The sequence below is a fragment of the Pseudomonas sp. KH_040 genome, from assembly GCF_057839305.1.
Window position 1 is genome coordinate 2,255,002 of sequence record NZ_CM174487.1, and the last position, 15,973, is coordinate 2,270,974.

14 protein-coding genes and 5 tRNA genes are annotated in these 15,973 nt (G+C 59.2%); 13 read left to right on the forward strand and 6 right to left on the reverse strand.

Annotated features, from left to right (window positions below):
• Positions 1–33: 33 nt before the first annotated feature.
• Positions 34–528, reverse strand: coding sequence for a PAAR domain-containing protein (locus AC3IUF_RS10015; protein WP_095111762.1), 495 nt, complete (start codon positions 526–528; stop codon positions 34–36).
• Between the two features lie 210 nt (positions 529–738).
• Between AC3IUF_RS10015 and AC3IUF_RS10020 the strand changes: the two genes are divergently transcribed.
• Positions 739–2,262: a nucleobase:cation symporter-2 family protein gene (locus AC3IUF_RS10020; protein WP_007913403.1), complete on the forward strand. Its 1,524-nt coding sequence runs from the start codon at positions 739–741 to the stop codon at positions 2,260–2,262.
• A 229-nt stretch (positions 2,263–2,491) separates the two neighbouring features.
• Here the strand turns inward: AC3IUF_RS10020 and AC3IUF_RS10025 are convergent.
• Positions 2,492–2,567 (reverse strand) — tRNA-Asn (locus AC3IUF_RS10025).
• 220 nt (positions 2,568–2,787) lie between these two features.
• Here AC3IUF_RS10025 and AC3IUF_RS10030 point away from each other — a divergent pair.
• Positions 2,788–3,018 (forward strand): hypothetical protein, encoded by a 231-nt coding sequence (locus AC3IUF_RS10030; RefSeq protein WP_007913405.1) that lies wholly within the window; start codon positions 2,788–2,790, stop codon positions 3,016–3,018.
• On the opposite strand, the gene AC3IUF_RS10035 is transcribed toward AC3IUF_RS10030, so the two are convergent.
• Both AC3IUF_RS10035 and AC3IUF_RS10040 read right to left on the reverse strand, forming a co-directional pair.
• A complete protein-coding gene (locus AC3IUF_RS10035) occupies positions 3,015–3,215 on the reverse strand; it encodes a hypothetical protein (protein ID WP_095047664.1) in 201 nt (66 codons plus the stop codon). The two genes, AC3IUF_RS10030 and AC3IUF_RS10035, sit on opposite strands and share 4 nt — an antisense overlap.
• 225 nt (positions 3,216–3,440) lie before the next feature.
• A complete protein-coding gene (locus tag AC3IUF_RS10040; RefSeq protein ID WP_007913409.1) occupies positions 3,441–4,637 on the reverse strand; it encodes an amino acid aminotransferase in 1,197 nt (398 codons plus the stop codon).
• Positions 4,638–4,974: 337 nt separating this feature from the next.
• Between AC3IUF_RS10040 and uvrB the strand changes: the two genes are divergently transcribed.
• The gene (gene uvrB, locus AC3IUF_RS10045; RefSeq protein WP_007913411.1) at positions 4,975–6,990 is read left to right on the forward strand and encodes an excinuclease ABC subunit UvrB; all 2,016 of its coding nucleotides are present in this window, start codon (positions 4,975–4,977) and stop codon (positions 6,988–6,990) included.
• A gap of 116 nt (positions 6,991–7,106) precedes the next feature.
• On the opposite strand, the gene AC3IUF_RS10050 is transcribed toward uvrB, so the two are convergent.
• Complete coding sequence (locus AC3IUF_RS10050; protein ID WP_007913412.1) at positions 7,107–8,657, reverse strand: MDR family MFS transporter; 1,551 nt, start codon at positions 8,655–8,657, stop codon at positions 7,107–7,109.
• Complete coding sequence (locus tag AC3IUF_RS10055; RefSeq protein WP_007913413.1) at positions 8,647–9,696, reverse strand: HlyD family secretion protein; 1,050 nt, start codon at positions 9,694–9,696, stop codon at positions 8,647–8,649. Before AC3IUF_RS10055 ends, AC3IUF_RS10050 begins: the two co-directional genes overlap by 11 nt.
• Positions 9,697–9,924: 228 nt before the next feature.
• Between AC3IUF_RS10055 and gltX the strand changes: the two genes are divergently transcribed.
• The 10 genes from gltX (at position 9,925) to AC3IUF_RS10105 (ending at position 15,942) form a co-directional block, all read left to right on the forward strand.
• Complete coding sequence (gltX, locus tag AC3IUF_RS10060) at positions 9,925–11,406, forward strand: glutamate--tRNA ligase (protein WP_007913414.1); 1,482 nt, start codon at positions 9,925–9,927, stop codon at positions 11,404–11,406.
• Between the two features lie 256 nt (positions 11,407–11,662).
• A tRNA-Ala gene (locus AC3IUF_RS10065) sits at positions 11,663–11,738 on the forward strand.
• Positions 11,739–11,817: 79 nt separating this feature from the next.
• Positions 11,818–11,893 (forward strand) — tRNA-Glu (locus AC3IUF_RS10070).
• A 53-nt stretch (positions 11,894–11,946) separates the two neighbouring features.
• Positions 11,947–12,022, forward strand: a tRNA-Ala gene (locus AC3IUF_RS10075).
• Positions 12,023–12,100: 78 nt separating this feature from the next.
• Positions 12,101–12,176: transfer RNA gene (locus AC3IUF_RS10080), tRNA-Glu, on the forward strand.
• Positions 12,177–12,358: 182 nt separating this feature from the next.
• A complete protein-coding gene (locus AC3IUF_RS10085; protein ID WP_007913421.1) occupies positions 12,359–12,898 on the forward strand; it encodes a TetR/AcrR family transcriptional regulator in 540 nt (179 codons plus the stop codon).
• A gap of 30 nt (positions 12,899–12,928) precedes the next feature.
• The gene (locus AC3IUF_RS10090; RefSeq protein WP_007913423.1) at positions 12,929–13,762 is read left to right on the forward strand and encodes an alpha/beta fold hydrolase; all 834 of its coding nucleotides are present in this window, start codon (positions 12,929–12,931) and stop codon (positions 13,760–13,762) included.
• A gap of 46 nt (positions 13,763–13,808) precedes the next feature.
• A complete protein-coding gene (locus AC3IUF_RS10095) occupies positions 13,809–14,258 on the forward strand; it encodes an acyl-CoA thioesterase (RefSeq protein ID WP_007913424.1) in 450 nt (149 codons plus the stop codon).
• Between the two features lie 156 nt (positions 14,259–14,414).
• A complete protein-coding gene (locus tag AC3IUF_RS10100) occupies positions 14,415–15,374 on the forward strand; it encodes a tRNA dihydrouridine synthase (protein ID WP_007913426.1) in 960 nt (319 codons plus the stop codon).
• Positions 15,375–15,495: 121 nt separating this feature from the next.
• Positions 15,496–15,942, forward strand: coding sequence for an Hsp20 family protein (locus tag AC3IUF_RS10105; RefSeq protein WP_007913433.1), 447 nt, complete (start codon positions 15,496–15,498; stop codon positions 15,940–15,942).
• The last annotated feature ends 31 nt before the right edge of the window (positions 15,943–15,973 follow it).

Here is a 15,973-nt window from a genome sequence, read left to right on the forward strand (position 1 = left end):
CTTCAGGTGAATTCAGCCACTGGTTTTTCCTGCTCAGGCCAGGTCGTCAGGCTCCAGATGCAGCAGTTCGCTCGCTCGGGTCGAGACTCTCTGGGTCAGTCCGCGCTCATTGGTGATGCCGCGGATTACCTTGCCGGACGCGGTGGTGATTTTGTAAGCGAAGTCCGGGACAGGCTCGCCGTCGGCGTCCAGCAACGTGAACTGTTCGTCGAAACCGAGGTTGATCGGCGGAACGGGGCTGATCGCAGCGCCACCGCCGCTCTGGCCAATGATGACGGTGCCGGAACCGCCGACGATAACGTCGCCATGGCTACCAAGACTGCCTTGGGTGGCGGCGTTTTTACCGTTGATGAAGACGGTTGCGGAAATGTTGCCGCTGATGGAACTGCCGCAAGAGGCTGTGTCGCCGAGGCGCGCGGCTGGCAAACCATCGAAGAATACGTCGGGAGAGCCGGCAACTATTTTCTGCGCCGCATGGGCAGGGCAGGTTGTGGCGTCTGTGGCGCGTGCAGCGGGTTTTCCACTCATGGTGACTTCCTTTTCTTGCCCGGCGGGGGGCATCCGTTGATCCGTACGGCATGGCTTTTGACCGTGCCACGTGATGAGGGGGTACTCAAGTCATCAGGCCGTTTGAGTGACGAGTAACCCGCCCCGGATATTTTGTATACAAAACCATGGACACTTGTCGCGAGTTTTGAATACAGTGTGCGCATAACAAAAACCAGGGAACCCCCCACCATGAAAACGCCCCATGTTTCACACCAACGGCCCGAGGACGAAAATCTCGGGGTCGGCGCGAATATGGCTTACGGCCTGCAACATGTTCTGACCATGTACGGCGGTATCGTTGCGGTGCCACTGATCATCGGCCAGGCGGCCGGCCTGTCGCCGGCGGACATCGGTTTGCTGATTGCTGCTTCATTGTTTGCGGGGGGGCTGGCGACGCTGCTGCAAACCCTGGGTCTGCCGTTTTTTGGCTGTCAGTTGCCGCTGGTGCAGGGTGTATCGTTCTCCGGCGTGGCGACCATGGTCGCAATCGTCAGCAGTGGCGGGGAGGGCGGCTTCCAGTCGGTGCTCGGCGCGGTGATAGCGGCGTCCTTGATCGGGTTACTGATCACGCCGGTGTTCTCGCGAATCACCAAGTTCTTTCCGCCCTTGGTCACCGGTATCGTGATCACCACCATCGGCCTGACGCTGATGCCGGTGGCCGCACGCTGGGCGATGGGCGGCAACAGTCACGCGCCGGATTTCGGCAGCATGCAGAACATCGGTCTGGCGGCGGTGACGCTGGTATTGGTGCTGTTGCTGAGCAAGGTCGGCAGCTCGACCATCTCGCGTCTGTCGATCCTGTTGGCCATGGTGATCGGCACGGTGCTGGCGGTGTTCCTCGGCATGGCGGATTTCTCCAGCGTCACCACCGGGCCGATGTTCGGCTTCCCGACGCCGTTCCACTTCGGCATGCCGACCTTCCACTTCGCCGCGATCCTGTCGATGTGCATCGTGGTCATGGTGACGCTGGTAGAAACGTCGGCAGACATTCTGGCGGTCGGTGAAATCATCGGCACCAAAGTCGATTCCAAACGTCTGGGCAATGGCCTGCGGGCGGACATGCTGTCGAGTATGTTTGCGCCGATTTTCGGTTCGTTCACCCAGAGCGCCTTCGCCCAGAACGTCGGGCTGGTGGCGGTGACCGGGATCAAGAGCCGCTATGTAGTGGCGACTGGCGGTATCTTCTTGGTGATCCTTGGTCTGCTGCCGTTCATGGGCCGGGTTATCGCAGCAGTGCCGACGTCGGTACTCGGCGGCGCCGGTATCGTGCTGTTCGGTACGGTGGCGGCGAGTGGTATCCGCACGCTGTCCAAGGTGGATTACCGCAACAACGTCAACCTGATCATCGTCGCCACCTCGATCGGTTTCGGCATGATCCCGATTGCCGCACCGAACTTCTACGATCACTTCCCGAGCTGGTTCGCGACCATTTTCCACTCGGGCATCAGTTCGTCGGCGATCATGGCGATCCTGCTCAACCTGGCCTTCAACCACTTTACCGCCGGTAACTCGGATCAGCAGTCGGTGTTTGCGGCGGCGGAAGAGCGGACCCTGCGCTATCGCGATCTGGCGGCGCTGCGTGAAGGCGATTACTTCAGCGACGGTAAGCTGCATGACTGCGATGGCAAGGAAGTGCCGGTGATCGAGCCAGATGACCACGATCATGGGCACGGTGCGCCGAAGGTGCAGGTGAAAAGCAGCGAGCATGTCTGACCGCTGTAGCTGAATAGAAAAGGGTCGATCTGTTAACCGCAGATCGGCCCTTTTTCATTTCAAGATCAAAAGATCGCAGCCTTCGGCAGCTCCTACACAGATCTCATACTCCGCCGATTCTGCGGATGAACGCTGAATCTGTAGGAGCTGCCGAAGGCTGCGATCTTCTGATCTTTTCGAGCGCCCACAAAAAAGCCCCTGAATCTTTCGATTCAGGGGCTTTGCTATTTGGCTCCACAACCTGGACTCGAACCAGGGACCCAATGATTAACAGTCATTTGCTCTACCAACTGAGCTATTGCGGAATTGGTGCGTATGTTACTGATTCAAAAAGAGAAGTCAAGCATGGGCTGAAAAATTAAATGAATTCTCGGGACGGACGATGACTTGTCAGCGATTGGCGGTTACCAGAACCGCAGCAGAGGTCTACCATGGCTGCCCGGAAGTGGTCACACGCGCTGCCGGCCATTTGCCGAAAAAGGTCCGCGTCATGAACCGTTTGTCCTGTAACAGCGAGGTGTTCGCATGAGCATCGCGCAAATCAGCCTGCCCAAAGGCGTCGGTCCCCACGCCGAAAAACTCTTTGATGCAATCACCCAGGCCAGCACCGCTGAGGAATTGAACCGCGCCGGTGGCAAGGCCGAAGGCTTCGTCCTGGGCCTTGAAAGCACCAAGGCGATCAAAAGCCAGATCGCCGAATCGCTGTACGTCGTTTATGACGATGCCGCGAGTCAGCGTGCGAGCGAACTGGCTTAACTGCCGAAGGTGATGGTGCCCATCATCAGTTTGGCGTAAGCCGCGGTGGCCGCCAGTTGCACCAGCCACAGCACCAGACCACCGAGAAACACCCCGGCCGCTACTTGCAGCACCAGGCTTTTTTCGCGTTTGGCTGAGGCGCGGGGGATGAAATCATCCAGATCGTCACGGTCGGCGCGCAGGTTGTCGTTTTTCATTTGGCTTCTCACAAAATACTCGGATAAACACAAAACCCTGTAGGAGTGAGCCTGCTCGCGATAGCGGTGTGTCAGACAGTGATGCTTCGGCTGAAAAAACGCTATCGCGAGCAGGCTCACTCCTACAATGGGATTTGTGTGCAGTTTAGAGGGTATGGGGATTGTTTCGTGGCAATAAAAAAACGGGAAGCCTCAAGGCTTCCCGTTTTTCATCACGCAGCGAAATCAGATGACCTGAACAATCGCATCCGTTACTGCCTTGATGTTGCTCTGGTTCAGCGCTGCCACACAGATACGACCGGTATCCAGGGCGTAGATGCCGAACTCGTTGCGCAGGCGATGCACTTGCTCAGTGGTCAGGCCGGAGTAGGAGAACATGCCGCGCTGACGACCGACGAAGCTGAAGTCGCGGCCCGGGGCTTTCTCGGCCAGCAGGGCAACCATCTGCTCGCGCATGCCACGAATGCGCAGACGCATTTCGGCCAGCTCGGCTTCCCACTGCGCGCGCAGCTCCGGGCTGTTCAACACCGCAGCAACGATGCTGGCACCGTGGGTCGGCGGGTTGGAGTAGTTGGTGCGGATCACGCGTTTGACTTGCGACAGCACGCGCGCGCTTTCTTCTTTCGATTCGCTGATGATCGACAGGGCGCCAACGCGCTCGCCGTACAGCGAGAACGACTTGGAGAACGAGCTCGAAACGAAGAAGGTCAGGCCGGATTCAGCGAACAGGCGCACGGCAGCGGCGTCTTCGTCGATACCGTCGCCAAAGCCCTGGTAGGCCATGTCGAGGAACGGTACGTGACCTTTGGCTTTAACCACGTCCAGCACGTTGTTCCAGTCCGCCGGGGTCAGGTCGACGCCGGTCGGGTTGTGGCAGCAGGCGTGGAGGATAACGATCGAGCCGTTCGGCAGGGCGTTGAGGTCTTCGAGCATGCCGGCACGGTTTACGTCGTGGGTGGCAGCGTCGTAGTAACGGTAGTTTTGCACCGGGAAACCGGCGGTTTCGAACAGGGCGCGGTGGTTTTCCCAGCTCGGGTCGCTGATCGCCACGACAGCGTTCGGCAGCAGTTGCTTGAGGAAGTCGGCACCGATTTTCAGTGCGCCGGTCCCGCCGACGGCCTGAGTGGTGATGACGCGACCGGCGCTGATCAGCGGCGAGTCGTTGCCGAACAGCAGCTTTTGCACGGCCTGGTCGTAGGCAGCGATGCCATCGATCGGCAGGTAACCGCGCGAAGCGTGTTGAGCGACGCGAATCGTCTCGGCTTCGATCACGGCGCGCAGAAGTGGAATTCGCCCCTCTTCGTTGCAGTAAACACCCACGCCCAGGTTGACCTTGGTGGTCCGGGTATCGGCGTTGAATGCTTCGTTGAGGCCCAGGATTGGATCGCGGGGTGCCATTTCGACAGCGGAGAACAGGCTCATTATTGCGGCGGCTCTGAATGGAGAATGGAGGGACGTGTCGCGCTCCAGCCGGATGCACTAGAGCGGTGCACAAACGGGGAGCTAGTATAGAGGCCATTACGGAACAATGGCGACAGGCGATTCGGCTTTTCAGGCAAGTTTTTCCGATTATTTCTTGACCGTTAGTCGACTGCGCGTGTCAGAGTCTTTACCGGATGTAGGACGTTTGCCTTGAAAGGTGAGGCAATCGCCACCACATTGAGCACAATCCAGGTTTTTTCTTGCGCGACACCGGTCGTTTACGGTCGTCCCCGTGGTGCTCCGCTTTGTTCGGAATGCCGCGATCCCAGAGGTGTATATGTCCGAATTCCAGCTCGTCACCCGCTTCGAGCCCGCCGGCGATCAACCGGAAGCCATTCGCCAATTGGTCGAGGGTATCGAAGCCGGGCTGGCGCACCAGACGCTGCTCGGTGTGACCGGCTCGGGCAAGACCTTCAGTATCGCCAATGTCATCTCGCAGATTCAGCGCCCGACGCTGGTGCTGGCGCCGAACAAGACCCTCGCCGCGCAGTTGTACGGCGAGTTCAAGGCGTTTTTCCCGAATAACGCCGTTGAATACTTCGTTTCCTACTACGACTACTATCAGCCCGAAGCCTATGTGCCGTCGTCCGACACCTTCATCGAGAAGGACGCGTCGATCAACGACCACATCGAGCAGATGCGTCTGTCCGCGACCAAAGCGCTGCTCGAGCGCAAGGACGCGATCATCGTCACCACGGTGTCGTGTATCTACGGTCTGGGCAGCCCGGAAACCTATTTGAAGATGGTGCTGCATGTCGATCGCGGCGACAAACTCGATCAGCGTGCGCTGCTACGGCGTCTGGCCGACCTGCAATACACCCGCAATGACATGGATTTTGCCCGCGCGACCTTCCGTGTTCGCGGTGACGTGATCGACATCTATCCGGCGGAATCCGATCTGGAAGCGATCCGTATCGAGCTGTTCGATGACGAAGTCGAAAGCATTTCCGCGTTCGACCCGCTGACCGGCGAAGTCATCCGCAAGATGCCGCGCTTCACCTTCTATCCGAAGAGCCACTATGTGACGCCACGGGAAACCCTGCTCGACGCCATCGAACACATCAAGGTCGAACTGCAGGAACGCCTCGAATACCTGCGCAGCAACAACAAACTGGTCGAAGCCCAGCGGCTGGAGCAGCGCACCCGTTTCGACCTGGAAATGATCCTCGAACTGGGTTACTGCAACGGTATCGAAAACTACTCGCGCTATCTGTCCGGGCGTCCGGCCGGCGCTGCGCCGCCGACGCTCTACGATTACCTGCCGGCCGATGCCTTGCTGGTGATCGACGAATCCCACGTCAGCGTGCCGCAGGTCGGCGCGATGTATAAGGGCGACCGTTCGCGCAAGGAAACCCTCGTCGAATACGGCTTCCGTCTGCCGTCGGCACTGGATAACCGGCCGATGCGTTTTGACGAGTGGGAAGGGGTCAGCCCACAGACCATTTTTGTCTCGGCGACCCCGGGCAATTACGAAGCCGAGCACGCCGGGCGCGTGGTCGAGCAAGTGGTACGGCCGACCGGTCTGGTCGACCCGCAGGTTGAGGTGCGCCCGGCGCTGACTCAGGTCGACGATCTGCTCTCGGAAATCAGCAAACGCGTGGCGGTCGAAGAGCGGGTGCTGGTCACCACGCTGACCAAGCGCATGGCCGAAGACCTTACCGATTACCTTGCCGACCACGGTGTGCGCGTGCGTTATCTGCACTCGGACATCGACACGGTTGAGCGGGTCGAGATCATCCGCGATCTGCGTCTTGGCACTTTTGATGTGCTGGTCGGGATCAATTTGCTGCGTGAAGGTCTGGACATGCCGGAAGTGTCGCTGGTGGCGATTCTCGATGCGGACAAGGAAGGTTTCCTGCGTTCCGAGCGCTCGCTGATCCAGACCATTGGCCGCGCGGCGCGTAACCTCAATGGTCGGGCGATTCTCTATGCCGATCGCATGACCGGTTCGATGGAGCGCGCGATCGGCGAGACCGAGCGGCGTCGCGACAAGCAGATTGCCTTCAACCTGGAAAACGGCATCACCCCGCGCGGTGTGATCAAGGACGTCGCCGACATCATGGAAGGCGCCACCGTGCCGGGCTCGCGCAGCAAGAAGCGCAAAGGCATGGCCAAGGCCGCCGAAGAAAACGCCAAGTACGAAGCCGAATTGCGCTCGCCGAGCGAGATCACCAAACGCATTCGTGCGCTGGAAGAGAAGATGTATCAGCTGGCGCGGGATCTGGAGTTTGAAGCGGCGGCGCAGATGCGTGATGAGATTGCCAAACTGCGTGAGCGGCTTTTGGCTGTGTAAGGAGGATCGTTCCCACGCTCTGCGTGGGAATGCAGCCCCGGACGCTCCGCGTCCGCTGTGACGCAGAGCGTCACCGGAGTCATTCCCACGCGGAGCATGGGAACGATCAGTTGCAGTTAGTGTGACTCCCCGGCCTTCAACCCTTGCGGCAATTTCTTGGTCAACAAAATCGCCAGCATACTGATCCCCAGCGCAATCCCGACAAAGTGAAACGCATCGTTGTAAGCCATGATCGCCGCCTGTTGATGGACGATCTCACTCAACTTGCCCAACGCCGCCGTGTCACTGCCAAACCGATCCGTCATCGATGCCAGCCGCTCAGCCACCTGCGGATTGGTCGGCACCACCGCCTCACGCAAATAATCGAAGTAAGTCTTGGTGCGCGCATCCAGCAGCGTCGCCAGCAAGGCAATGCCGATCGCACCGCCGAGGTTACGCAGAATATTGAACAGACTCGACGCCGACCCCGCGTCCTGCGGCAGGATGTACGCCGTGGCAATCAGCGAAATCGTCACCATGATCAACGGCTGCCCCAGCGCCCGAATGATCTGAATCTGATTGAACTGCGGCCCGGCAAAGTCTGGGTTGAGCACCCCCGAAGAAAAACTCGCCAGCCCGAACAGCCCAAAGCCGATCGTGCACAGCCATTTCGGCGAAACAAACTTCATCAGCTTCGGCACCAGCGGAATCAGGAACAGCTGCGGCACGCCCATCCACATGATCACTTCGCCGATCTGCAGGGCGTTGTAGTTCTGGATCTGCGCCAGATACAGCGGCAACAGATAGATCGAACCGTACAACCCGACACCCATGCCCAGGCTGGAAATACTCGACAAGCCAAAGTTGCGATTGCGCAGAATGCCAAGGTTGATCAGCGGATTCGGTTTGGAAATCTGCACGATCACAAAGGTAATCAGGCTGAGCAGGGCGATGCTGCCCAGGGTCACGATCAGGCTCGATTCGAGCCAGTCCTTGCGATGGCCTTCTTCAAGAAAGACTTGCAGGCAACCGAGGCCGACTCCCAGCGTGAGGATGCCGGTGTAGTCGGTGCTTTTAAGCAGTTCCCAGTGCGCTTCTTTCTTCTCCAGTCCGTACATCAGTCCGGCGATCATGATCAGGCCCGGCGGGATGTTGATATAGAAAATGTACTCCCAGCCCCAGTTTTCCGTGAGCCAGCCGCCCAGCGTCGGACCGATTGATGGCGCGAACGTGGCGGTCATAGCGAACATCGCCATGCCTTTGGCGCGGTGGTGTTCGGGGAGTTTGATCAGGGTCAGGGTGAACGCCAGCGGGATCAGCGCGCCACCGGTGAAACCCTGCATGGCGCGAAAGACGATCATGCTCTCCAGGCTCCACGCCATCGAGCAGAGCAACGACGAAGCCAGAAAACCCAGCGACACCCACACCGCCAGCCGCCGCGCCGACAACAACTGCACCAGCCAGGCGGTCAGCGGGATCATGATGATTTCCGCGACCAGATACGAGGTGGAAATCCACGAGCCTTCTTCCAGCGTCGCCGACAAGGCGCCCTGAATATCCTTCAAAGAAGAGTTGGTGATCTGGATGTCGAGCACGGCCATAAAAGCGCCGAGCATTACGCTCATCACCGCAATCCAGTCGCGCCGAGTCGGCTCGCCGACCGGGCGGATCAGCGAATCACCGGCCATTGTCCGGGGCGTCTTTGATGTTCACGGTGGCGGTGGCGGACATGCCCGGACGGATCTTGCCGTGCAGCGGGTTGTCGGCCTTGAACGTCAACTTCACCGGAATCCGCTGCACGACTTTGGTGAAGTTGCCGGTGGCGTTGTCCGGTGGCAGCAGGCTGAACTGCGCGCCGGAAGCGGCGAACAGACTGTCGACCCGCGCTTCGATGGGGGTGTCGCCGTAGGCGTCGAAGGTCAGCTCGGCTTTCTGGCCGGGTTGCATATGGCCGATCTGGGTTTCCTTGAAGTTGGCCTGCACCCAGATATCTTCGTCCGGGACGATCGACAGCAGGTAGGCGCCAGCCTGCACCACTTGGCCATTTCGCGCGGCGCGCTGGCCGACGAGACCGCTGATCGGTGCGTGGATTTCACTGCGGGTCAGGTTGAGTTCGGCTTGCGCAAGATCGGCGCGAGCGTTGGCGATCTGCGCGTCGAGGCGTTTGATTTCGGCGTTCAGGGCGTTGACTTGCTGACGCTGGCCTTGTGCGTCGGCTTGCGCCTTGGCCACTTGCGAGCGGGCAATGTGGGCGTCGGCGGAGAGGGTGGTCACGCGTTCTTCGGAAACGTAACCGGGTTTGCGCAGGGTTTCGGCGCGCGACAAATCCATCTGCGAGCGGCCAAGTGTCGCTTGGGTGGTCGCCACTTGCGCATCGCTGGCGGCGATCAGGCTCGATTGCTGGGTCAGTTTGCTTTGTGCTTGCAGGCGCTCGGCTTCGCGGGTGGCGAGGGCGGCATTGGCGCGATCGATGGCCAGGCGGAAATCATTCGGTTCCAGGCGCACCAGTAGCTGGCCTTTTTCCACGTGCTGATTGTCCTGCACCAGCACTTCATCGATGCGCGCGCTCAATTGGCTCGACACACGGGTGATTTCGCCCTGGACATAGGCGTTGTCGGTGCTTTCATAAAAGCGTCCCTTGAAAAACCAGTGGGCGAAGAAGCCCCCGGCAATCAACAGGACCAGCAGCAGGAAAATCAACAGGCGACGCTTGAGTTGGGCAGGCATGGGCAAACTGTAGTCGAGGAATTGTAAGGAAAGTTATCAGCAGGCGAATCTGGCATACAGCCGATAAACGGTAAATGCCATCCGCTGATATTTGCCCATTCACCACGGCTTACCGGCGTTACAGACGCAAACTTGGCTTAAATGCCCTGCCTGCTGGAGCGGGGCGGGTGTCGCCTGTTACCATTCGCCGCTTGATTGTTTTGCTTTTCATTCTTTTCGAGACATGCCATGACCACCGTCCGCACTCGCATCGCGCCATCGCCTACCGGGGATCCCCACGTAGGTACCGCTTACATCGCATTGTTCAACTACTGCTTTGCCAAGCAGCATGGCGGTGAGTTCATCCTGCGCATCGAAGACACCGACCAGTTGCGTTCGACCCGCGAGTCCGAACAGCAGATCTTCGACGCCCTGCGCTGGCTGGGCATCGACTGGAGCGAAGGCCCGGACGTTGGCGGGCCGCACGGCCCGTACCGGCAGAGCGAGCGTGGCGACATCTATCAGAAGTACTGCCAGCAACTGGTCGACATGGGCCATGCGTTCCCGTGCTTCTGCACCGCTGAAGAGCTGGATCAGATGCGCGCCGAGCAAATGGCGCGCGGCGAAACGCCACGCTACGACGGCCGCGCGCTGCTGCTGTCGAAAGAAGAAGTCGCCGCTCGTCTGGCGGCTGGCGAACCCCACGTAATCCGCATGAAAGTGCCGAGCGAAGGCGTTTGCGTGGTGCCGGACATGCTCCGTGGTGATGTCGAGATCCCGTGGGATCGCATGGACATGCAAGTGCTGATGAAGACCGACGGCCTGCCAACGTACTTCCTCGCCAACGTCGTCGACGATCACCTGATGGGCATCACCCACGTCCTGCGCGGCGAAGAATGGCTGCCATCGGCACCGAAACTGATTCTGCTGTACGAATACTTCGGCTGGGAGCAACCAGAGCTGTGCTATATGCCGCTGCTGCGTAACCCGGACAAGAGCAAACTGTCCAAGCGCAAGAACCCGACCTCGGTGACGTTCTACGAGCGCATGGGTTTCATGCCGGAAGCGATGCTCAACTACCTCGGTCGCATGGGCTGGTCGATGCCGGACGAGCGCGAGAAGTTCTCGCTGCAGGAAATGGTCGACAATTTCGACCTCAAGCGTGTCTCCCTCGGCGGGCCGATCTTCGACATCGAGAAGTTGTCGTGGCTCAACGGCCAATGGCTGCGCGATCTGCCGGTGGAAGAGTTCGCCGCGCGCGTGCAGAAGTGGGCGTTCAATTCCGAATACATGATGAAGATCGCGCCGCACGTTCAGGGTCGCGTTGAAACCTTCAGCCAGGTTGCACCGCTGGGCGGGTTCTTCTTCGCTGGTGGCGTCAATCCAGACGCCAAGCTGTTCGAGTCGAAGAAGCTTTCGGGTGATCAGGTTCGTCAACTGATGCAGTTGATCCTGTGGAAACTGGAAAGCCTGCGTCAGTGGGAAAAGGACAACATCACCGCGACGATTCAGGCAGTGGTCGAATCGCTGGAGTTGAAGCTGCGCGATGCGATGCCGCTGATGTTCGCGGCGATCACCGGGCAGGCGAGTTCGGTGTCGGTACTCGATGCGATGGAAATCCTCGGCCCGGACCTGACCCGTTATCGTCTGCGTCAGGCGATCGACCTGCTGGGCGGCGTGTCGAAGAAAGAAAACAAAGAGTGGGAAAAACTGCTGGGCGCTATCGCCTGATAACTTAACCCCCCTGTAGGAGCTGCCGCAGGCTGCGATCTTTTGATCTTGATCTTTAAACGGCAACGTCAAAAGATCGCAGCCTGCGGCAGCTCCTACAGGGGCATGCTTTATCCCAAGTCCCGGATTTACGGGGGAGGGCGGTAAGTGATTGTTATGCCGACGAAAAACTTTGAAAAATTTCAAAAATAAGTTTGACAGGCTTTCGATACGCCCTTAAGATTCGCCCCGTCCTCAGCGATGACATCAACGATGAGGGGCTATAGCTCAGCTGGGAGAGCGCTTGCATGGCATGCAAGAGGTCAACGGTTCGATCCCGTTTAGCTCCACCAATTTACACTTCAAGGTCTGGCCACACCGGCCTTGAAGCGATCAACACTCAGCGTTGATCAGTTGTATAGAAGGGTTTGCGTCCCCTTCGTCTAGTGGCCTAGGACACCGCCCTTTCACGGCGGTAACAGGGGTTCGAGTCCCCTAGGGGACGCCAGTTTTACAGAAGCGATGTTGCAAAATGTCGCTCCGCCGCGAGGCGAAAAATCCGGGGCTATAGCTCAGCTGGGAGAGCGCCTGCATGGCATGCAGGAGGTCAGCGGTTCGATCCCGCTTAGCTCCACCAATTTACAGTTCAAGGTCTGGCCACACCGGCCTTGAATCGATCAGTTCTCAGCGCTGATCAGTTGTATAGAAGGTTTGTGTCCCCTTCGTCTAGTGGCCTAGGACACCGCCCTTTCACGGCGGTAACAGGGGTTCGAGTCCCCTAGGGGACGCCACGATTACCCGCTCTGCGGGATTTTATAAGGGTCATTCAATTATTGAATGGCCCTTTTGTTTGTCTGGCGTTTGGCCAACTCTCCTTTTTCCTTACACTGTGCATCAGACCAGCGGTCATATCCTTGACTTGCAGAATATTATTATGCGAATAATATTCTAGTCGTAATATTCGGAGGCAACGATGAACGATAAAAAAGCTCAAACCCGCGAACGCATCCTCAAGGCTGCCAGCGCTGCACTGATTCAGCGTGGCCCGGCGGACCCTAGCGTGGGCGAAGTGATGGGCGCAGCCGGCCTCACCGTCGGTGGCTTCTATGCGCACTTCGAAAGCAAGGACGCAATGATGCTCGAAGCGTTCAAGCAATTACTCGGTCGCCGCCGCGACCTGATTGCCGACATGGATGCCGAATTGACCGGCGAAGAGCGCCGCGCCTTGGTTGCCGCGTTCTATCTGTCGCGCAAGCACCGTGATTCCAGCGATGCCGCGTGCCCGATTCCAGCTTCGATTGGCGAGTTGGGTCGTTTGCCGGAATCGTTCCGCATCGCGCTGAACGAACACCTGGAGTTGATGATCGCGCAGTTGGCGTCCAGTCCCGAGGACACCGACAAAGCCCTGGCTGACGTGGCCTTGATGGTGGGTGGTCTGGCGCTCGCCAGGGCGCTGGGCCCGGGAGATTTATCCGATCGATTGCTGCGCGCTGCCAAGTCGGCGGTGCGTTGACCTGAAGGCAGCACGCCTGAGGAGAGAGCGATGAACACGTTGAAGTGGGTTCGTGGCGTTAATGGCACCTTGGGCTGGATTGCACCGCAACGAGTGGCGAGCAAAATGCGCCTGGCGTTCATGACGCCGCGTTCGCTGCCGCTGCGGGATTGGGAGTTGCCGTTGTTGGCGAGCTCTGAACGGATCACCTTGCGCTTTGGCCTCTCGGCGCTGCGCTGGGGTCAAGGCCCGACGGTGCTGCTGATGCACGGTTGGGAAGGGCGGCCAACCCAGTTTGCCGCGCTGATCACTGCACTGGTCGATGCCGGTTACACCGTTGTGGCGCTCGATGGTCCGGCCCATGGTCGTTCGCCGGGGCGTGAAGCCAATGTCGTGTTGTTCGCTCGGGCAATGCTCGAAGCCGCTGCCGAGCTGCCGCCACTGCAAGCGGTGATCGGTCACTCCATGGGTGGCGCCAGCGCCATGCTTGCTGTGCAACTGGGCTTGCGCACCGAAACCCTCGTCAGCATCGCCGCGCCTGCGCGAATTCTTGGTGTGCTGCGCGGTTTTGCCCGCTACGTCGGTATGCCGCCGCGAGCGCGTTCCGCCTTCATCCGCCAGGTCGAGCAAGATGTCGGGATGCGCGCCGCTACGCTCGACGTTGCCCACTATCAACTGGATATGCCCGGCCTGATCGTGCATGCCGAGGACGACAACTTCGTCTCGGTCAAAGAGTCGCAACTGATCCACGAATCCTGGTTCGACAGTCGCTTGCTGCGGCTTGAGGGCGGCGGTCATCAGCGCGTGCTGGCCGACCCTCGCGTGGTTGATGGCGTGTTATCACTGCTGGCCGGCCGCAGCCTCCAGGCGCGCCAATCAGCCTGAGCTCCGTTACACTGCCCCGGTTGAATACATTGACCGGGAGTGGGGCATGGGCTGGGATCGGGCAACGCCGTTTACCATTGATCTGCAAGTAGGCGCCGAGGATATCGACGGCTTGGGGCACGCGAACAACGCGGTGTACGTGACCTGGCTGGAGCGTTGCGCCTGGCGCCACTCGCAGCGTCTGGGTCTGGATCTGGTCGAGTATCGGCGCCTGGATCGGGCGATGGCCGTGGTTCGTCACGAGATCGATTATCTGGCTGCGGCCTATGAAGGCGACGAACTGCAATTGGCGACCTGGATTGTCGATTGGGATCAGCGCCTGAAAATGACCCGGCATTTCCAGCTCAAGCGCCCGAGTGACAACACCACGCTGTTGCGTGCGCAAACCACTTTCGTCTGTATCGAGCTGTCCACGGGCAAGCCCAAGCGCATGCCGGCCGAGTTCATCGAAGGCTACGGCCCGGCGATCCAGATCCCGGAATCTGCGAAAATCTAATGTAGGAGTGAGCCTGCTCGCGATAGCGGTGTGTCAGCCAACATATGCCTCACTGACACACCGCCTTCGCGAGCAGGCTCGCTCCCACAAGGTTTCTGCGAATTCCTGCGATATCCAGTAAACTGCCGCACGTTTTTCTTCAAGTAGTGTTTTCCCATGCAAATTGCTCTGGCACCCATGGAGGGGTTGGTCGACGACATTCTCCGCGACGTGCTGACCCGCGTTGGCGGCATCGACTGGTGCGTGACCGAATTCATTCGCGTCAACGACCAGTTGCTCACTCCAGCCTACTTTCACAAGTTCGGCCCTGAGCTGCTCAATGGCGCGCGTACCGCATCCGGCGTGCCATTGCGCGTGCAATTGCTCGGCTCCGATCCTGTATGCCTGGCGGAAAACGCTGCACTGGCCTGCGAACTCGGCTCCGAAGTGATCGACCTCAACTTCGGCTGCCCGGCCAAGACTGTGAACAAATCCCGGGGCGGCGCCGTGCTGCTCAAAGAGCCGGAATTGCTTAACCAGATCGTCGAGCACGTGCGCCGCGCCGTACCCGCGCACATTCCCGTGACCGCGAAAATGCGCCTGGGCTTCGACAGCCCCGACGGTTCGCTGGTCTGCGCCACGGCATTGGCTGAGGGCGGCGCCGAGCACATTGTGGTTCACGCCCGTACGAAAATGGACGGCTACAAACCACCAGCACATTGGGAGTGGATTCCACGCGTACAAGACGTGGTCAAAGTCCCGGTGTTCGCCAACGGCGATATCTGGAGCGTCGAGGATTGGCGTCGTTGCCGCGAAATCAGTGGCGTGGAAGACATCATGCTCGGCCGCGGACTGGTGTCGCGTCCGGATCTGGCCAGGCAAATCGCTGCCGCCCGCGCTGGCGAAGAAGTGGTCGAGATGACCTGGGCCGAGCTGATGCCGCTGATCCAGGACTTCTGGCTGCAAGCCAAAGCGCAGATGACTGCACGTCAGTCGCCGGGCCGTTTGAAGCAATGGCTGGCCATGCTGACGCGCAATTATCCCGAGGCCACTGAACTGTTTACCGTGCTGCGTCGTGAAACTGAGCCGGATCATGTCTCGCGTTTACTCGGTCTGCCGGTTGCCGAAGCGGCCTGAAAAAAATCTGCAAATAATCTCTTGAAATCATTTCAGTGGTCCCTATTTAAGGGTTACGCGATGCCGAATTCGGGTCGCGGAGTCAAAAAACCTTGCTGATTGTTTTCAGGAGATTTGAACCATGAGTACTGCATTTTCCCTCGCACCACTGTTCCGTTCCTCGGTGGGTTTCGACCGTTTCAACGACCTGTTCGAAACCGCTCTGCGCAACGAGCCGGGCAGCAGCTATCCACCTTACAACGTGGAAAAACACGGTGATGACCAGTACCGTATCGTCGTTGCGGCGGCCGGTTTCCAGGAAGAAGACCTGGAACTGCAAGTCGAAAAAGGTGTGCTGACCATCAGTGGCGGCAAGCGTGATGCCAATGAAGGCGTGACCTTCCTGCATCAGGGCATTGCCCAGCGTGCTTTCAAGCTGTCCTTCCGCCTGGCCGATCACATCGAGATCAAGGCCGCGGATCTGAGCAACGGTCTGCTGAGCATCGACCTGCTGCGCGTGATCCCGGAAGAGGCGAAAGCCAAACGCATCCCGATCAACGGGACGCAGAAGCCGGCGTTGCAGCACTGAGTCATGTGCCGCAACACAATCGTCTGAACGG

Bases quoted from the DNA above. Each gene is read 5' to 3' on its own strand.
- AC3IUF_RS10015 (WP_095111762.1), bottom strand. From the start codon at position 528: ATGAGTGGAAAACCCGCTGCACGCGCCACAGACGCCACAACCTGCCCT.
- AC3IUF_RS10020 (WP_007913403.1), top strand. From the start codon at position 739: ATGAAAACGCCCCATGTTTCACACCAACGGCCCGAGGACGAAAATCTC.
- AC3IUF_RS10030 (WP_007913405.1), top strand. From the start codon at position 2,788: ATGAGCATCGCGCAAATCAGCCTGCCCAAAGGCGTCGGTCCCCACGCC.
- AC3IUF_RS10035 (WP_095047664.1), bottom strand. From the start codon at position 3,215: ATGAAAAACGACAACCTGCGCGCCGACCGTGACGATCTGGATGATTTC.
- AC3IUF_RS10040 (WP_007913409.1), bottom strand. From the start codon at position 4,637: ATGAGCCTGTTCTCCGCTGTCGAAATGGCACCCCGCGATCCAATCCTG.
- uvrB (WP_007913411.1), top strand. From the start codon at position 4,975: ATGTCCGAATTCCAGCTCGTCACCCGCTTCGAGCCCGCCGGCGATCAA.
- AC3IUF_RS10050 (WP_007913412.1), bottom strand. From the start codon at position 8,657: ATGGCCGGTGATTCGCTGATCCGCCCGGTCGGCGAGCCGACTCGGCGC.
- AC3IUF_RS10055 (WP_007913413.1), bottom strand. From the start codon at position 9,696: ATGCCTGCCCAACTCAAGCGTCGCCTGTTGATTTTCCTGCTGCTGGTC.
- gltX (WP_007913414.1), top strand. From the start codon at position 9,925: ATGACCACCGTCCGCACTCGCATCGCGCCATCGCCTACCGGGGATCCC.
- AC3IUF_RS10085 (WP_007913421.1), top strand. From the start codon at position 12,359: ATGAACGATAAAAAAGCTCAAACCCGCGAACGCATCCTCAAGGCTGCC.
- AC3IUF_RS10090 (WP_007913423.1), top strand. From the start codon at position 12,929: ATGAACACGTTGAAGTGGGTTCGTGGCGTTAATGGCACCTTGGGCTGG.
- AC3IUF_RS10095 (WP_007913424.1), top strand. From the start codon at position 13,809: ATGGGCTGGGATCGGGCAACGCCGTTTACCATTGATCTGCAAGTAGGC.
- AC3IUF_RS10100 (WP_007913426.1), top strand. From the start codon at position 14,415: ATGCAAATTGCTCTGGCACCCATGGAGGGGTTGGTCGACGACATTCTC.
- AC3IUF_RS10105 (WP_007913433.1), top strand. From the start codon at position 15,496: ATGAGTACTGCATTTTCCCTCGCACCACTGTTCCGTTCCTCGGTGGGT.